General features: G+C 61.6%; 12 protein-coding genes and 4 tRNA genes. 13 read left to right on the top strand and 3 right to left on the bottom strand.

The annotated features are described in order from the left end of the window. Positions 1–206: 206 nt before the first annotated feature. From VJ604_RS04920 to VJ604_RS04880, 9 genes are all read left to right on the top strand, one after another. A complete protein-coding gene (locus VJ604_RS04920; protein ID WP_324080263.1) occupies positions 207–1793 on the top strand; it encodes a histidine kinase in 1587 nt (528 codons plus the stop codon). Between the two features lie 284 nt (positions 1794–2077). Continuing rightward, on the top strand, positions 2078–2356 hold the full coding sequence (locus VJ604_RS04915; protein ID WP_324080262.1) for a coiled-coil domain-containing protein: 279 nt from the start codon (positions 2078–2080) through the stop codon (positions 2354–2356). A 243-nt stretch (positions 2357–2599) separates the two neighbouring features. Next, a complete protein-coding gene (locus VJ604_RS04910) occupies positions 2600–4189 on the top strand; it encodes a hypothetical protein (RefSeq protein ID WP_324080261.1) in 1590 nt (529 codons plus the stop codon). Positions 4190–4328: 139 nt separating this feature from the next. Beyond that, complete coding sequence (locus VJ604_RS04905) at positions 4329–5672, top strand: ATP phosphoribosyltransferase regulatory subunit (protein ID WP_414652392.1); 1344 nt, start codon at positions 4329–4331, stop codon at positions 5670–5672. Further along, positions 5665–6960 (top strand): adenylosuccinate synthase, encoded by a 1296-nt coding sequence (locus VJ604_RS04900; protein ID WP_324080259.1) that lies wholly within the window; start codon positions 5665–5667, stop codon positions 6958–6960. Before VJ604_RS04905 ends, VJ604_RS04900 begins: the two co-directional genes overlap by 8 nt. A gap of 90 nt (positions 6961–7050) precedes the next feature. Next, positions 7051–7126: transfer RNA gene (locus tag VJ604_RS04895), tRNA-Lys, on the top strand. Between the two features lie 3 nt (positions 7127–7129). After that, positions 7130–7207, top strand: a tRNA-Glu gene (locus VJ604_RS04890). Between the two features lie 57 nt (positions 7208–7264). Next, positions 7265–7340 (top strand) — tRNA-Lys (locus VJ604_RS04885). Between the two features lie 45 nt (positions 7341–7385). Continuing rightward, a tRNA-Glu gene (locus VJ604_RS04880) sits at positions 7386–7460 on the top strand. Between the two features lie 234 nt (positions 7461–7694). Here the strand turns inward: VJ604_RS04880 and VJ604_RS04875 are convergent. After that, positions 7695–7850: a hypothetical protein gene (locus tag VJ604_RS04875; RefSeq protein WP_324080258.1), complete on the bottom strand. Its 156-nt coding sequence runs from the start codon at positions 7848–7850 to the stop codon at positions 7695–7697. A 200-nt stretch (positions 7851–8050) separates the two neighbouring features. Between VJ604_RS04875 and VJ604_RS04870 the strand changes: the two genes are divergently transcribed. Together VJ604_RS04870 and VJ604_RS04865 are read left to right on the top strand one after the other, a co-directional pair. Next, entirely contained in the window at positions 8051–9292 is a 1242-nt protein-coding gene (locus VJ604_RS04870) for an MFS transporter (RefSeq protein ID WP_324080257.1), read from the top strand. A 231-nt stretch (positions 9293–9523) separates the two neighbouring features. Then, complete coding sequence (locus VJ604_RS04865; protein WP_324080256.1) at positions 9524–10945, top strand: sigma-54-dependent transcriptional regulator; 1422 nt, start codon at positions 9524–9526, stop codon at positions 10943–10945. 153 nt (positions 10946–11098) lie between these two features. On the opposite strand, the gene VJ604_RS04860 is transcribed toward VJ604_RS04865, so the two are convergent. Continuing rightward, a complete protein-coding gene (locus tag VJ604_RS04860; RefSeq protein WP_324080255.1) occupies positions 11099–11323 on the bottom strand; it encodes a 4Fe-4S dicluster domain-containing protein in 225 nt (74 codons plus the stop codon). 261 nt (positions 11324–11584) lie between these two features. On the opposite strand from VJ604_RS04860, the gene elbB reads away from it, so the two are divergent. Then, positions 11585–12241 (top strand): isoprenoid biosynthesis glyoxalase ElbB, encoded by a 657-nt coding sequence (gene elbB, locus VJ604_RS04855; RefSeq protein WP_324080254.1) that lies wholly within the window; start codon positions 11585–11587, stop codon positions 12239–12241. Positions 12242–12448: 207 nt separating this feature from the next. Continuing rightward, positions 12449–13039, top strand: coding sequence for an outer membrane beta-barrel protein (locus tag VJ604_RS04850; RefSeq protein ID WP_324080253.1), 591 nt, complete (start codon positions 12449–12451; stop codon positions 13037–13039). Positions 13040–13137: 98 nt separating this feature from the next. On the opposite strand, the gene VJ604_RS04845 is transcribed toward VJ604_RS04850, so the two are convergent. Continuing rightward, positions 13138–14811: a radical SAM protein gene (locus tag VJ604_RS04845; RefSeq protein WP_324080252.1), complete on the bottom strand. Its 1674-nt coding sequence runs from the start codon at positions 14809–14811 to the stop codon at positions 13138–13140. Between the last annotated feature and the right edge of the window lie 73 nt (positions 14812–14884).

The following is a 14884-nucleotide window of genomic DNA, read 5'->3' as shown; positions in this document are numbered from 1 at the left end:
AGCTATTGGACGCGTCTCTATGACGGGAGTCGATACATGCCCGACCATATACCAGTCGTCAATATCCAGTACCAGGCTCTCGCGTCCTGCCGCTGACCCCATCGCGGCAGGAAGAGGGCCTTTTTTTTAAAGGAGGATCAGATACCGCACAAACCTAGCAGGACATGTAATTAAATCACGGTGAACCAAACCAACAGGAGGAAATGATGAGCTTAAAGAAAACGATGCTGGCTGTCGCAGCAGTGGGAGCAGTGTCCGCGGCCACCGCGGTACCGGCAATGGCGCTGGAAAACGAGTTTCACGGCATGTTCAGGTTGAGGGCATTCGTCTCCAACTTCGACGATTCCGGTTCCGGCGCAGTGGCCATTGGCAAGCAGCCGGGCTCCGTGGTGATCAACTCGGTGCAGTACCCGGGCGGCAGGCCCTACAACAACCCCCCCACCTACACCTACGTCGAGCAGCGCGCACGCCTCATGTACATCGCCAAAGCAAACGACGACCTGAGGCTGGTAACCCACTTCGAGTTCGACTCCCGTTGGGGTGACAACTCCTACAACTCCAACGCCATCAACGTCAACGCCACCGGCGGCACCGCCCTCTCCTCCGCCACCAGGAACAACGGCGGCGGTATCGGCGCCGACCAGACCAACCTGGAAACCAAGAACATCTACCTCGATTTCAAGATCCCCAGCACCCCGGTCAGGGTGAAAGCCGGTATCCAGGGCTGGACCGACAACTACAAAGGTATCATCTTCAACAACGACGCAGCCGGCGTGACCGCCGTCGCTCCGGTCGGCCCGGTCACCATCAAAGGCGCCTACTTCCGCTTCGACGACGGCACCGGCCTGGGCACCGCTGCCACCACCACCAACGGCTACTTCGGCGCTGACAACGCCGGCACCCCCCTCCTGCAGGGCGGAGGCGCTACCACCGCCACCTTCGGCGCCACCGGCAACGCCGGCAACAACCAGACCGTCGGCTTCAACACCCGCGACTTCTACACCATCGGCGCCCAGATGGCCATCACCAAGCAGTTCTCCATCGGTGCTGACTATCACCTGCTCTACAGCGACATCTTCCGCAAGGTCTCCGAGAAGACCATGGTGCAGACCGTCGGTATCAACTCCGAGGCTAAGTTCGGTCCGGCCACCGTCAACGGCTTCTTCCTGTACCAGTTCGGCCGCCTGGGCCTCACCCCGCCGAACGCTGCCATCAATGGCCACCAGAGCCTGAGCGCCTGGTCTGCCAACCTGGCAGGCAAGATGCCGGTCGGCCCGGGTACCCTCAAGCTGACCGCCCTCGCCCTCTCCGGCGACAAGAACACCAGCACCACCGGCGGCATGAGGACTGACTTCCAGACCATCATGGAGCGCGGCACCACCACCTCCGGCCACACCTTCTACGAGGCCAACTCCCAGATCCTGCTGAGGAACATCTACGCCACCGCCCAGACCGACCGCGCCGTGGTATTCGACCTCAACAACAACGGCCGCGGCATCGTGACCGCCTTCGCCGGTTACGACCTCCCGATCGGGAAGTTCTTCGCCAACACCAACGTCGGCATCGGCTGCGTCTACTCCGACAACCCGAACTCCAACAACGGCGGCATCGGCGCCCAGCACGGCAACATCATGGGCTACGAGTTCAACACCGAACTCGGCTACAAGCTCTATGACAACATGACCGCCAGCTTCGCAGCCGCTTACATGGTTCTCGGCAACTTCTACGACACCGCAGCCGGTAAGCCGGACAACCCCTACAGCACCAAGATCATGCTGAACTACACCTTCTAAGAAGGTATAGCGCCGCACCCAAAAGCCGGAGAGGCAACTCTCCGGCTTTTTTTGTGCCCGGTGCCTCATTTTTTTTCGTGGCCGCCATCGCTCCACCCCGGTCCGATCCCTGAAAAAAGTGCGGACCAGAGTCCCCAAAGGCCTCGTAAAACAAGCGGAAAAAAGCTGACGCTAAAACAATGTCACTATGGCTTCTCTTATTAAAAAAGGAGTTTGACATGGGTGCAGAAAATGCTTAAATACAATTATCAAGCCAACTTCAGCCGCAGGGAAAGGAGCGAAACATGAAAAAAATGGTACTGACGATGGCAGCCGCCTTCTGCGTGATGTCGACGGTTCCGGCGTTCGCCCAGATGTCGCAGGCCGAGAAGGATGAATGCATTCTGGCCTCGAAGAACTGCATGGATCAGGTAGACGACATCTACAAAAGGATGCACAAGCTGAACAAGGAAATCAAAAAGGGCACGAAGGTCTATACCCCGGCCGAACTGAAAAAACTGCAGCAGAAACTCCAGGAAACCGACGACATGCTGCGCAAGATGGAACAGGCAGGCGGGAGCTAATCTGAGGTTGGCAGCCGCCACTGCCCGCAATGGAGCGAGCCATTGACGGCGCTGCGGCGACAGGATTCATCACCGAAAAAAGCGGATCGAAAGGTCCGCTTTTTTAGTGCCCGCGGCTAGACCTGGAGCGGCGGTCCGTCCGACCCGAGAAAGGCCCGCGACACTAATGAAACCCTTTGACTTGACAGGGAAGCTCTGCGATAATCCGGCAGCAAATTATCCCCGGAAGAAAGCGGAGCAATGATGAAAAGATCTCTAGTTGCCACCCTCGTTCTCGCCCTCGGCCTGCTGCTCGCACCTCTGGCTGCCTTTGCCTCGCCGATCAAGACCTTCATCAAGGATTTCACCGTCTCCGCCCCCGCCCCCGACAACCTCAAGTCCACTCTCAAGACCCTGCTCGCCTCCCGGCTGAGGGGCGACGGCATCGAGATCGTCGAGACCGAGGCCGAGGCCGAGGTGGTGGTTTTCCCGAGCTACACCCAGCTCGGCAAGATGTTCAGCCTCGACGCGGTGGCCAAGAGCGCCCCCGGTCGCCAAGTGGCAACGGCATACGAGCAGGGGGACAACCCTGACACCGTCATCGCCTCCCTCGGCAAACTCGCCGGTAAACTGAAGGAGGAGATCACCAAGGGATACACGGTAGCGGCGGCCCCCGCCCCTGTCCAGGCAGCCCCTGTCCAGACAGCCCCTGTCCAGGCGGCCCCTGCCCCAGTCCCAGCGGTTCCTGCCTCGGCCCCGGCGGTTTCTGTCCCGACCCCGGCGGTTTCGGCCCCGGCCCCGGTGGTTTCTGCCCCGGCCCGCACTACACCGGCACCTCCTGCCGCGCTGCTCGCGGAGCCCGCCCCGGCCATTCCGGCCGCCGTCATTACGTCCCAGGGGCCGCACGCCGTCTGGAGCAGCCCGCGCCTGGCTGGCGCCCAGAGCGCCGTGGCCCTCGCAGGTCCCGACCAGTTCCTGACCGTCCAGGGGCAGGCGATCCTGCTCTACCGCAAGGACGCGAAGTTTACCGTAGTCGCGCAGATCGAGGTGTCGTCGCGGCTGAAGGTGGTTGGGCTGGACACCATCCCCGCCCCGGAAGGGGGAGTACTCGCCTTCGTGAGCGCCATCGACGACGGAGAGGCATCGAGCTCCGTCTACCAGGTCAGCGCTGACCGCTTCAAACTGCTCGCCAACAAGGTTCCCTACCTGTTCAGGAGCGTGGCGCTGTTCGGCGGCCCGAAACAACTCTTCGCGCAGCAGATCACCAGCGGCGCCCAATACTACGGCGATGTCTTCCAGGCCTCCTTCGTGAACGGCGAAGTCAAGCTCGGCAAAGCCGTCAAGCTCCCCAGCTACGCCAACATCTTCAACTTCAACATGTTCCGCGACAAAGCAGGCAACAGCTACACGGTCGCCTTCACCGAAAGCGGCTACCTGGCCGTCTTCTCGGATGCCGGCAACGAACTCTGGAGAAGCGAGGACAAGTTCGGCGGCTCCGAGAATTTCATCATGGGGCACGACCCGGAGTACGAGCGCTTCTACTCCAACGGCGACAAGCCGCGCTTCCTCGACCAGCGCATCCTGGTCACCGAGGGGGGCGACCTGATCGTGCCGCAGAACAGTGGCTTCATGGTGGTGGGGAACATGCGCTCCTACACCAAGTACAGCCTTGCGGGGCTCACCTGGAACGGTTCGGCACTGGAGGAGTCCTGGAAGACCAGGCAGGGGCAGGGATACCTGGCCGACTACCTCCTCGACCCGGCCTCCCGTCATCTGGTGGTGCTGGAAGTGACCCAGAAGGAAGGCGTCTTCGGCAAGGGCGCCAGCGCCCTCAGGGGCATCCCGCTCCAATAGCCCGCGGGGGGAATTAATCGTTGACTTCCCCCGGCTATGCTGTTACGGTTTCCTTTTTTCGCCCGCGCGCACGCTTGCGTCCGCGCGGGAAGGGCCTCTTGTGTCGTCCGGCCCTGCCTGACGGCAAGGGTCTCACACCATGTTTCATTCAGGATTGACCGTGACTAACCCCTCGTGCATCGAAGCTCCGCTCCCCAAAGGGGTGAGCGACTTCCTCCCGGAAACCGCCGATAAGATCACCTTCATCGCCAGCCGCATCCACAGCGTCTTCGACCTCTGGGGCTTCCGGCGGATGATCACGCCGCTGCTCGAGTTCGAGGACGTGCTGGCACTGGGCATGGGCGAAGAGCTGCGCGGCAAGACCTTCCGCTTCGAGGACCGCCAGACCGGCAAGCTTCTGGCCATCCCCCCCGACATCACCCCCCAGGTGGCCCGCATCGTGGCCACCCGGATGCACGCCCTTCCGCTCCCCCACCGCATCTACTACAACGGCCGCGTGCTAAGGCAGGCGCAGATGCAGTCCGGGCGCAGCCGGGAGATCTTCCAGTCGGGCGTCGAACTGATCGGGCTGGACTCCCCCGAGGCGGATGCGGAGATGGTCGCCATGGCCGTCGAGGTGCTGAAAGGACTCGGCTTCACCGGCTTCAAGATCGACCTCGGCCACATCGCCTTCTACCGCGGCATCATGGACGCGGCCTCGCTTTCCGAGGCGGTCAGAAGGCCGCTGCAGGAGGCCATCGCCAAGAAGGAGGTGAGCGCGGTGCGCTCGCTTTTGGAGGGGGAAAAGGTTTCCGACCGGGTCAAGGAGGAGATCGCCCTTCTCCCCAGGCTGTTCGGCGGCCGCGAGGTCATCGAGGAGGCTGCCCGCATAGTCGGCAACGACCGCTCCAAGAGGGCGCTCGACAACCTGGCGCAGGTCATCGAAATACTGGACATCTACGGGGTGGCCGAGCACCTGACCGTCGACCTGGGCGAAATCCGCGGGCTCGACTACCATACCGGCATCACTTTCGAAGGGTTCGTGCCGGGTGTGGGCGAGGCGGTCTGCTCCGGCGGGCGCTACGACGACCTGACCGCCAACTACGGCTTCCCGGCACCGGCCACCGGCTTCGCCTTCAACATCATGGCGCTTTTGGCCGGCCTCTCCAGGAAGCCCGAGGTGGAGGCATCCCGCAGCCGTGATTTCCTGATCTTCAACCAGAAGGACGACCGGCGCGAGGCGCTGGAGATCGCGCAAAAGCTCAGGGCAAGCGGCTTCACCTGCGCCAGAGACATCATTAAGCGCGATCTGGAAAGCTCGCTCGACTACGCCAGGAAGATGGACATCCGGATGCTGCTGGTGATCGGCGCGGACAACTGCAAGGACAACGAACTCTACCTGGTTAGGACCGCCGACCATCGGGGCGTGGCGGTGACCAGGGAAGAGTTGTTCGATAAAGGACTGGAAGAGAAATTCGATCGGCAAGGGGAGAATCATGGCTAACGTCGTTGTAATCGGTGCCCAGTGGGGTGACGAGGGCAAAGGGAAGGTAGTCGACATTTACACGGAATTCGCGGACGACGTCGTTCGCTACCAGGGCGGCAACAACGCCGGCCACACGCTGGTGGTCGGGGACGAGAAGGTGATCCTGCACCTGATCCCGTCCGGCATCCTCCACGAGGGGACCAGGTGCGTGATCGGTAACGGCGTGGTGCTCGACCCGGAGGTCTTCATCATGGAGATCACCAGGCTGAAGGCCAACGGCTACCTGAAAGACGACAAGGCCCTGCTCCTCTCCGAAGCGCTGCACATCATCATGCCGTACCACAAGCGGATCGACATCGCCCGCGAGGCGAAGAGCGGCGCCAAGAAGATCGGCACCACCGGCCGCGGCATCGGGCCGGCCTACGAGGACAAGATCGGGCGCCGCGGCATCCGCCTCATGGACCTCCTGGACGAGAAGGCCTTCACCCGCAAGGTGAAGGAGATCCTCGACGAGAAGAACCTGATCCTCACCCAGCTGCTGGGGGACAAGCCGTTCACCTTCGAGGAGATCTACAACGAGTACATGCCCTACGCGGAGACGCTCAGGAAGTACGCCGCCGACACCTCCCTGATCCTGCATCAGGACATCAAGGCCGGCAAGAGCCTCTTGTTCGAGGGTGCCCAGGGGACCCTGCTGGACGTCGACCACGGCACCTATCCGTACGTGACCTCCTCCTCCACCTGCGCCGGCGGCGCCTGCACCGGCACCGGGGTGAGCCCGCGCGAGATCCACGAGGTGATCGGCATCTCCAAGGCCTACGCCACCCGCGTAGGATCCGGCCCCTTCCCGACCGAGCTTCTGGACGAGACCGGCGAGGCGCTCAGGAAGGCGGGGCACGAGTTCGGCTCCACCACCGGCAGGCCGCGCCGTACCGGCTGGTTCGACGCCCTGGTCGCCCGCTACGCCGTCCGTATCAACGGCCTTTCCGGCATCGCCATCACCAAGCTGGACGTCCTTTCCGGCCAGGAGACCGTCAAGGTCTGCACCGCCTACAAGTGCGGCGACCAAATCCTGGACGAGATCCCCGCCAGCCTGGAGGTCATGGAGCAGTGCACCCCGATCTACGAGGAGCTCCCCGGCTGGAGCGAGGACATCACTGGCGCCAAGAGCCTCGACGAGCTGCCGGAAAACGCCCGCCGCTACGTGGCGCGCGTGGAAGAGCTCACCGGCGCCCCGGTGGTACTGGTCTCGGTCGGCCCGCGCCGCGACGAGACCATCGTGCTCAGGAACCCGTTCGAGAAGTAAGGGAGCTTTTCCGCTCCATTTATTAAAAAAAGAGGTTGACGCCTCCAATTCTATTTGCTATAAGGTTGTTCTTGTTTCGCCGAGCAGCATGAGCCGCTAGCTCAGTCGGTAGAGCACCTGACTTTTAATCAGGTGGTCGTTGGTTCGATCCCAACGCGGCTCACCATCCGTCCCCATCGTCTAGCCCGGCCCAGGACACCGCCCTTTCACGGCGGCGACGCCGGTTCAAATCCGGCTGGGGACGCCATCAAAGAAAATGCCCTCGACACTTGAGGGCTTTTTTCACCAGAAACAGAAGCAACACGAGCCGCTAGCTCAGTCGGTAGAGCACCTGACTTTTAATCAGGTGGTCGTTGGTTCGATCCCAACGCGGCTCACCATCTCTACCAAGCCCCCTGCCCTTCCTGGACAGGGGTTTCATTTTCGGTCCCATCGTCTAGTGGTTAGGACACCGGCCTTTCACGTCGGTAACAGGGGTTCAAGTCCCCTTGGGATCACCATCTTAAAAGCGAAGGCCGCTCACCCATAAGGGAAGCGGCCTTCGCTTTTTTGGTTTGCGTTGCTGGCCCCATCCTCATCCTGTCCTTCTCTTTGAAGGAGAAGGAACGCGCTGCGGACGGAGTTGGCGCGAGAAACCCTGCCTCCCGTCGCTTCAACATCAGAGGTAGCCCGCCTTACGTCCCCTCCCCTTCAAGGGGAGGGACAGGGTGAGGATGGTTTCCGGATTCCTCCACTCACTGTTTATTGGCGGGCCACTCTCTCATGCAGTACGGGCACTCTTTCACGCCGTGGATGATGGTATCCCGCAAGTGCTCATCGCGGTAGACGGCTGAGCATCCTTTGGCGACGGGATATTGGTGGACAGTGTTTTCCTTGATGAAGTAGAGCATCTCCTCCTCCTTTGTGCGCCCTCCCCTGGCCAGCCGTGACTCCGATTCCGTGAGGTAGTATGAAACAAAGCGAACCGATGTCAAACGGCAGGGCGAAAGTCATTTACAATGCGGCGCGCTCGGTTCATAGTAGCGCATCTCGTGTCGGCCCCGATGTCTCAGGCCCGACCAGCCGATAGTGAAAGAGGGATACCCCAAGCATGCCAGCCCCAGTCCCGGAATCGACCACACTATCCTCACCACTTAGCCACCCACCGTTTCGGCGCTTCTGGCTCGGCCGACTCGCCTCCACCCTCGCCTACCAGATGCAGGGGGTCGCGGTAGGCTGGCAGATCTACGCGCTTACCGGCAGCGCCTGGTACCTTGGGCTGGTCGGCCTCGCCCAGTTCCTTCCCATGTTCCTGCTCACGCTGGTGGTCGGCCATACCGCCGACCGCTACGACAGAAGGCGCATCTCCGCCATCTGCCAGCTGATCCAGGGGGTTGCCCTCACCTCGCTTGCCGTGGGAAGCTTCTCCGGCTGGCTCGGCAAGGAGGCCATCCTCTGCATCGTTTTCGTGATCGGGGCCGCCCGCGCCTTCGAAGGCCCCACCATGCAGGCGCTGTTCCCCGCACTGGTCCCCCAGGAGGTGATCCCGCGCGCCGCAGCCTGGTCCGCCTCCGCCAACCAGACTGCCAGCATCGTGGGGCCCGCCGTGGGGGGCATCCTCTACGCGGTCGGTCCCACCACGGTCTACGCGGTGGCGGCCTTCCTGTTCTTCGCGGCGGTACTCTCCATCAGCTCGATCCGGGTCGCCCGCCCAACCGCCAAGCGCGAGCCGGTCAGCATCAAATCCCTCTTCGCAGGGATCGCCTTCATCCGCAGCCGGCGCGAGATCCTGGGGGCCATCTCCCTGGACCTGTTCGCGGTGCTTTTGGGAGGCGCCACCGCGCTTTTGCCGGTCTACGCGCGCGACATCCTGTTCACCGGGCCGTGGGGGCTGGGGCTTTTGCGGGCTGCCCCGGCCATCGGCGCCCTTACCATGTCGGTCTTCCTCGCCCGCACCCCCCTGCGCCGCCGGGTCGGCCGCACCATGTTCGCCAGCGTCGCCATCTTCGGCGTGGGCACCATCGTCTTCGCGGTCTCCACCTCCTTCACCCTTTCCATGGGGGCACTGATCGTGCTGGGAGCCGCCGACGTGATCAGCGTTGTAATCAGGAGCTCCCTGGTGCAGATTGAAACGCCCGACGAGATGCGCGGCAGGGTCAGCGCGGTGAACGCCATGTTCATCGGCACCTCCAACCAGTTGGGGGAGTTCGAGTCCGGCGCCACCGCGGCCCTGTTCGGCACCGTCCCCTCCGTCCTGATCGGCGGCATCGGAACCCTGCTGGTCATCTTCATCTGGATGCGCCTCTTCCCACAGCTGCTGAACGTCGACACCCTCGGCCCTGCCGAGGAGTAACGCTCTCACCACCGTCCTAAGCGAATCCTGTCATTTCCTAACTCCCGCACGGCCCGTCGATCCCCTGCGTAATTCCCGCCACTGCGTCAGTTCCGCCTGAAGCCGACAAGGCGTCATAATATTGACAATTTTTGGAACCCACGGGTATAGTACCTATAGCGCTGCAATCTAATAGCGCGAAAAACAACTAATTTTTCCAGAACGGACGGAATTTCCGGATACTACTTCATCATGGAAAATCAGAAGATATTACTACTGGACGACGATAGCAAGACGATCGATTTCCTGGCGGCTTTCCTGGTATTCAAGGGATACGAGGTGCTGAAGGCGGCTAGTGCAGAAGACGCGCTGCAGAAGTTGGAGCAAACCGATGTGGAGATGATTATCGCCGACACCAGGATGCCCAACACCAGCGGGGTCGACTTCGTAAAAATGGCCAAGACGATCCGGCCGGAAATGGTCATCATCGCCTACAGCCCCTTCGTCAGCCCCGAAACCACCGCCGAGCTCCTCAAGGCCGGCGCCTTTTTGTTCCTGGAGAAGCCGTTCAACCTGGAACGGCTGGACGCCGCCATCAGACAGGGGCTCGAGCATCAGGCCCTGCAGGCCAGGAACCTCAGGCACAAACCAAAGGTGAAAAGCCGCGAAAAGCTCAAAAACATCATCGGGGAAAGCGAGAAGATGCTGGAGCTCTTCGAGATGGTGGAAAAGGTGGCAGGTACCGACTCGACCATCCTCATCCACGGGGAATCGGGGACCGGCAAGGAACTGGTGGCGCACGCGATCCACGACCTCTCCGGGCGCTGCGGCCGGAACTTCGTGGCGGTCAACTGCGCGGCCATTCCCGATGACCTTTTGGAAAGCGAGCTTTTCGGGCACGTGAAGGGGTCCTTCACCGGCGCGGTGGTCTCCCGGATGGGGCGCTTCGAGATGGCCGACAAAGGGACCTTGTTCCTCGACGAGATCGGCGACATGAAGGCGAACCTGCAGGTCAAGCTGTTGCGGGTCCTGCAGAGCAGGGAGGTCGAGCCGGTGGGTGGGAGCAAGCCGAAAAAGGTGGACGTGAGGATCATCGCCGCCACCAACCAGAACCTTGAGCAGATGGTGGCGGACCGTACCTTCCGCGAGGACCTCTTCTACCGTCTCTCCGTGATACCTATCTCGCTCCCCCCTCTCAGGGAGAGGGGAAGCGACGTCGCCCTGCTGCTGAACAGCTTCCTGAAGAAGTTCAACAGGAACAACCACCGTAAGATCGAAGGGTTCGACAGCCAGGTCATGGACATCCTTACCCACTACCCGTGGCCCGGCAACGTCCGGGAGCTTGAAAACCTGGTCGAGCGGCTGGTCATCGTCTCCAACGGCTCGGTGATCACCTATCAGGACCTACCCGAGAAATATCGCGGTGGGCGTACGGTATCGAGGGCACAGCAGACCGTGACCCCGGTGGCACAGGTGGCACTGCCGGGAAGCGGCATCTGCCTGCATAGCGCGGTTGAGGAATTCGAGAACAGGCTGATTCTGCAGGCGCTGCAGAAGACGGGGGGGAACAAGAAGGAGGCGGCCATCCTGCTGAACGTGAAGAGGACCACCCTGATAGAGAAGCTGAAGAAGAAGAATCTCGCCTACAACGCAAGTCCTCAGCACCACCACTGAAATCGCATCGTTTGATCACGACCGCCAACTCACCCTCTCCCTGCGGGAGAGGGCCGGGGTGAGGGAAGGCTCGATCAGGTGACTGGCATCCATTTGCGGACCGCCCTCACCCTAGCCCTCCCCCGCAGGGGAGGGGATTTTCGGACGACACACCTACTGCGGGGGATTGGTTTCGGAGTCTTCGGAGAGGATGGATAGGGCCCCGACCGGGCAGGCATCGAGACATTTCAGGCAACGGCCGCAGGTTGTGCAGCGTAGCGCCGCATGCTTGCGGTAACCAGCCACTTCCAAGGTGAAAAGCTTTTCGGGACAGGCCGAAACACAGCGACCGCAACCGGTGCAGCGCTTAACCTCGACCGTGGGGCTTTCCGAACTCATGTCGACTCTCTCAGCGTGAAACATACCGATATCTCGTCTTCGTCTTAATTGCCGTCCTCAGTAACAACAGGAATTGCAGTCGTGATGCTATCGCAATAACAGGTGCCGCTGCAATGTATTTTCCGTTAGACCAGATGATCCCGCCACTAGTCCAGCCCCCCGCTTCGCTTACCTAAACGATAATCCCCTTGCACCTGCACAGCATCCCGCTTAGAATAGGCCACCCACTGTGGGGAATCAATCAGACCGGAGGCGGCTTACATGAAAAAGATCGGCGTTGTACTTGCGGGCTGCGGAGTTCGTGACGGCAGTGAGATCCACGAGGCGGTTTTGACACTGTTGGCCATCGACAGGAACGGTGCCAAGGCAGTGTGTTTCGCGCCTGATATCGAACTGAACGAAGTAAATCATGTCAAGATGGAAGAAACCGGCGCCAAGCGCAACGTCCTGGTGGAGTCGGCACGTATAGCCCGTGGCGAGATCAGCGACGTGGCCAAGGCCAGCGCAGCAGAGCTGGACGCCCTCGTTATCCCCGGCGGTTTCGGTGCAGCCAAGAACCTTTGCAACTTCGCGATGCAAGGGCCCAACGGCTCGGTCAATCCGGAAGTACTCCGCCTGGTCAGGGAAATGGCCAAGGCCAGGAAACCGATATGTGCGATCTGCATCGCGCCGACGCTGCTCGCACTGGCGCTTGGCAAGGATCTGGCGCCCCAGCTGACCATCGGCAACGACCAGGGGACCGCCGAGGCGATCAACGCCACCGGCAGCAAGCACGTCGACTGCCCGGTCAGCGAATTCGTGGTCGACAAGGAAAACCTGATCGTCACCACCCCCGCGTACATGCTGGCCGGCCACATCGCAGAGGCGGCTGACGGCATCGAGAAGGCGGTCAGGGCCACCATCGACCTGATCAAGTAATTCACTATCGCCCCTTCTGCACTTTTCTGAGCTCTCCCTCCCCCACCGGGGGAGGGTAGGGGTGAGGGAAGCCTCGCATCTTCGTGGATAGTTCCCTCACCCCAGCCCTCTCCAGGAGGGCGAGGGAGAGCTGGCAGAGGCGGATTGAGTCGATGTAAGGTCCTATGATGGGCAAGACTTTTAATGACTAAACGGAGGGAGAAGTTGATGAAGAAACGTGTTTTGCTCGCCGCCTGCGCTCTGCTGACGGCATGTCTGGCTGGAAACGCGGCCGCCGAGGACCTCAGGGGGAGGATCGCCATTACCGGCAGGATAGGGGTTACGGACCCGGCCAACGGTGAGAAGGCGGACACACACGGAACACTGCTGGTCAAGACTGATGCAGGGATCATCGGCGGGGGCGGCTTGCTGTTCGGTGTGGACGACAACATCGCCCTGGACCTGGAGGTAACCAGGTCCGGCTACCACACCTCGGGCCTGGGCGACGCCGGCGTCACCGACCTGGCAATTGGAGCCCAGTACCGCCTTCCCGAGAGACAGCGCTGGGTGCCGTATGCCGGCGCCGGCATCGACGTACTCATCAACGACGTTGGCAACTACGTGGTCGACACCGTGGTGGGCCTGCATATCAAGGGGGGCGTGGACTACATGCTCATGCGGCAGGTGGCTTTGAACGCGGAGGTGAAGGGGGTGGAAGCTTTCAACGCCGACGTCAGGAACTTCGCAGGAATCAAAGTCGGCGAGTTCGATCCGTCCAACGTCTCCTTCACGATCGGGGCACGATACTTCTTCAATTAGTGGCTATCACGGGGAACACCGTCGGCGTTTCCGGCGGAGTTCCCCCTCCCTACCCCTCCCTTCGGGAGAGGGGATGTCTGACGCAGTAAGTTGTGCAGTTACGAATCCTCTCCGAAGGCTCGCAGGTATTCTCGCTCCAGACGGGCGGTGTCGCCCCCCTCTATGAATCCCCAGGGAAGCGGCTCATCTAGCGGGATGTCTCGATAGACGAAGCTGTCGCTGTCGAAACGGGCCTCGCGTACCGCCTCCTTCCAGCTCCCCCGCCGATCGGCCTCGATCAACAGCGGCGCAAGCCTGCGGTCCCCCCGCGAAAAGAGGGCCTGCTGGTACGCCTCGCGCGGGCTCTCCATCTGCAGCTTGACATTGGAAAGCCGGCCGAGCGCCTTCTGCAGGAACTTCCACTTCTTCTCCAGCGACTTATTCTCCTCCATCCCGCACCACTGAAACGGGGTGAACGGCTTCGGGATGAAGGGATTCACCGACAGCTGGATGTCCCCCAGGCGCTTATTGGCTCGCGCAGCGGCCACTACCCTCTCCCGGATCTTCTCCACCAGCACCACCATCTCCTCCAGATCCTGGTAAGTCTCGGTCGGCAGGCCGATGATGAAGTAGAGCTTCAGGTTGAGAATGTCGTGCCCGATCAGCATGTCGCAGGCCGACAGGATCTGCTCCTCGTTGATCCCCTTCCGGATCAGATCGCGCAGCCTCTGCGAACCACCCTCCGGGGCCAGGGAAACTGTCTTCTGGCCGCTCGCCTTCAACGCCTCGATCATCCCGGCGTCATAGTGATCGATCCGGAACGAGGAGACGGAAAACTTGCCGCCGGCAGCGACGATCTCCTGGCAGAGGTCGCCGATGGCCGGATAATCGGAAACCGCCGCGGCGACCAGGCCAACCTTCCTCCCCTCCGCGACCCCCTTCATGACCTCCTCCCTGACCAGCTCCGGTGAGCGGCTGCGATAGGGAAGATAGATGAAGCCGGCGGCACAGAAGCGGCAGCCCCGCGGACAGCCGCGCGAGATCTCCACGAGGTGCATCCCCGAGAATTCGGTGGCCTCAGTATGGATTTCGGTGACGCTAGGAAGGCTTTTCTCTTCCGTATCCCACACGCGTCGCACTCGTACGGGAGCGCCTGCGGCCGGCTGCATGGAAACAAGCGAGGTTCCCTGGTAGACCGGCTGGTACAGGGAAGGGACGTAAATACCGGGAAGGGATGCGGCGTTTCGAAGCAGATCGTCACGCGACTCCGCGCCTTCCTTGAGAAGTTCCAGCAGCCCGGACAGCACCGGCTCGGCCTCGCCTACGCAGACCAGGTCCAGCAGTGGAGCGACCGGCTCCGGGTTCAGAAAGAGAGCGGCTCCTCCGGCAACGATCAGCGGCTGCAGCGGGGAGCGGTCGGCGGCGAGGGGCGGAATGCCAGAGAGCCTGAAGATGGCCGGCAGGTTGAGATAGTCGCTCTCGAAGGAGACGGAAAAGGCGACCACGTCGAAGGAAGAGAGAGGGCGCTGCGACTCCAACGACAGCAAGGTGCCGCGTGAGCGCTGCAGCTCGTCCAGTTCGTCCTTGTCGGGGAGAAAGGCCCGATCACACACCACTTCCGGGTGGGCGTTCATGAGGGCATAGACGGTCTGGAAGCCGAGGTTGCTCATCCCGGCGTGATAGCGGTTGGGGTAGACCAGACAGCAGGAAAGACGGCCGCCGCGGTGGCCGAGTTGCTCCCCGCTCTCCGCCGCCAGGGTGCTGCGTCTTTTTTCGATGATTTTCCAGGACATTTGGCCAGCGTAGCATCTTTGATCAGATCGGCAAAAGGAAAAAGCACCTACAGACCTTATCCGAGCGTCCACC

This window comes from Geomonas sp., assembly GCF_035254065.1.
Taxonomy (GTDB): Bacteria; Desulfobacterota; Desulfuromonadia; order Geobacterales; family Geobacteraceae; genus Geomonas.
This window is presented reverse-complemented; position numbering and strand designations above follow the sequence as displayed.

Excerpts from the sequence above, each read along its gene's own strand:
- VJ604_RS04920 (WP_324080263.1), top strand. The coding sequence starts at position 207 with ATGAGCTTAAAGAAAACGATGCTGGCTGTCGCAGCAGTGGGAGCAGTG.
- VJ604_RS04915 (WP_324080262.1), top strand. The coding sequence starts at position 2,078 with ATGAAAAAAATGGTACTGACGATGGCAGCCGCCTTCTGCGTGATGTCG.
- VJ604_RS04910 (WP_324080261.1), top strand. The coding sequence starts at position 2,600 with ATGAAAAGATCTCTAGTTGCCACCCTCGTTCTCGCCCTCGGCCTGCTG.
- VJ604_RS04905 (WP_414652392.1), top strand. The coding sequence starts at position 4,329 with ATGTTTCATTCAGGATTGACCGTGACTAACCCCTCGTGCATCGAAGCT.
- VJ604_RS04900 (WP_324080259.1), top strand. The coding sequence starts at position 5,665 with ATGGCTAACGTCGTTGTAATCGGTGCCCAGTGGGGTGACGAGGGCAAA.
- VJ604_RS04875 (WP_324080258.1), bottom strand. The coding sequence starts at position 7,850 with ATGCTCTACTTCATCAAGGAAAACACTGTCCACCAATATCCCGTCGCC.
- VJ604_RS04870 (WP_324080257.1), top strand. The coding sequence starts at position 8,051 with ATGCCAGCCCCAGTCCCGGAATCGACCACACTATCCTCACCACTTAGC.
- VJ604_RS04865 (WP_324080256.1), top strand. The coding sequence starts at position 9,524 with ATGGAAAATCAGAAGATATTACTACTGGACGACGATAGCAAGACGATC.
- VJ604_RS04860 (WP_324080255.1), bottom strand. The coding sequence starts at position 11,323 with ATGAGTTCGGAAAGCCCCACGGTCGAGGTTAAGCGCTGCACCGGTTGC.
- elbB (WP_324080254.1), top strand. The coding sequence starts at position 11,585 with ATGAAAAAGATCGGCGTTGTACTTGCGGGCTGCGGAGTTCGTGACGGC.
- VJ604_RS04850 (WP_324080253.1), top strand. The coding sequence starts at position 12,449 with ATGAAGAAACGTGTTTTGCTCGCCGCCTGCGCTCTGCTGACGGCATGT.
- VJ604_RS04845 (WP_324080252.1), bottom strand. The coding sequence starts at position 14,811 with ATGTCCTGGAAAATCATCGAAAAAAGACGCAGCACCCTGGCGGCGGAG.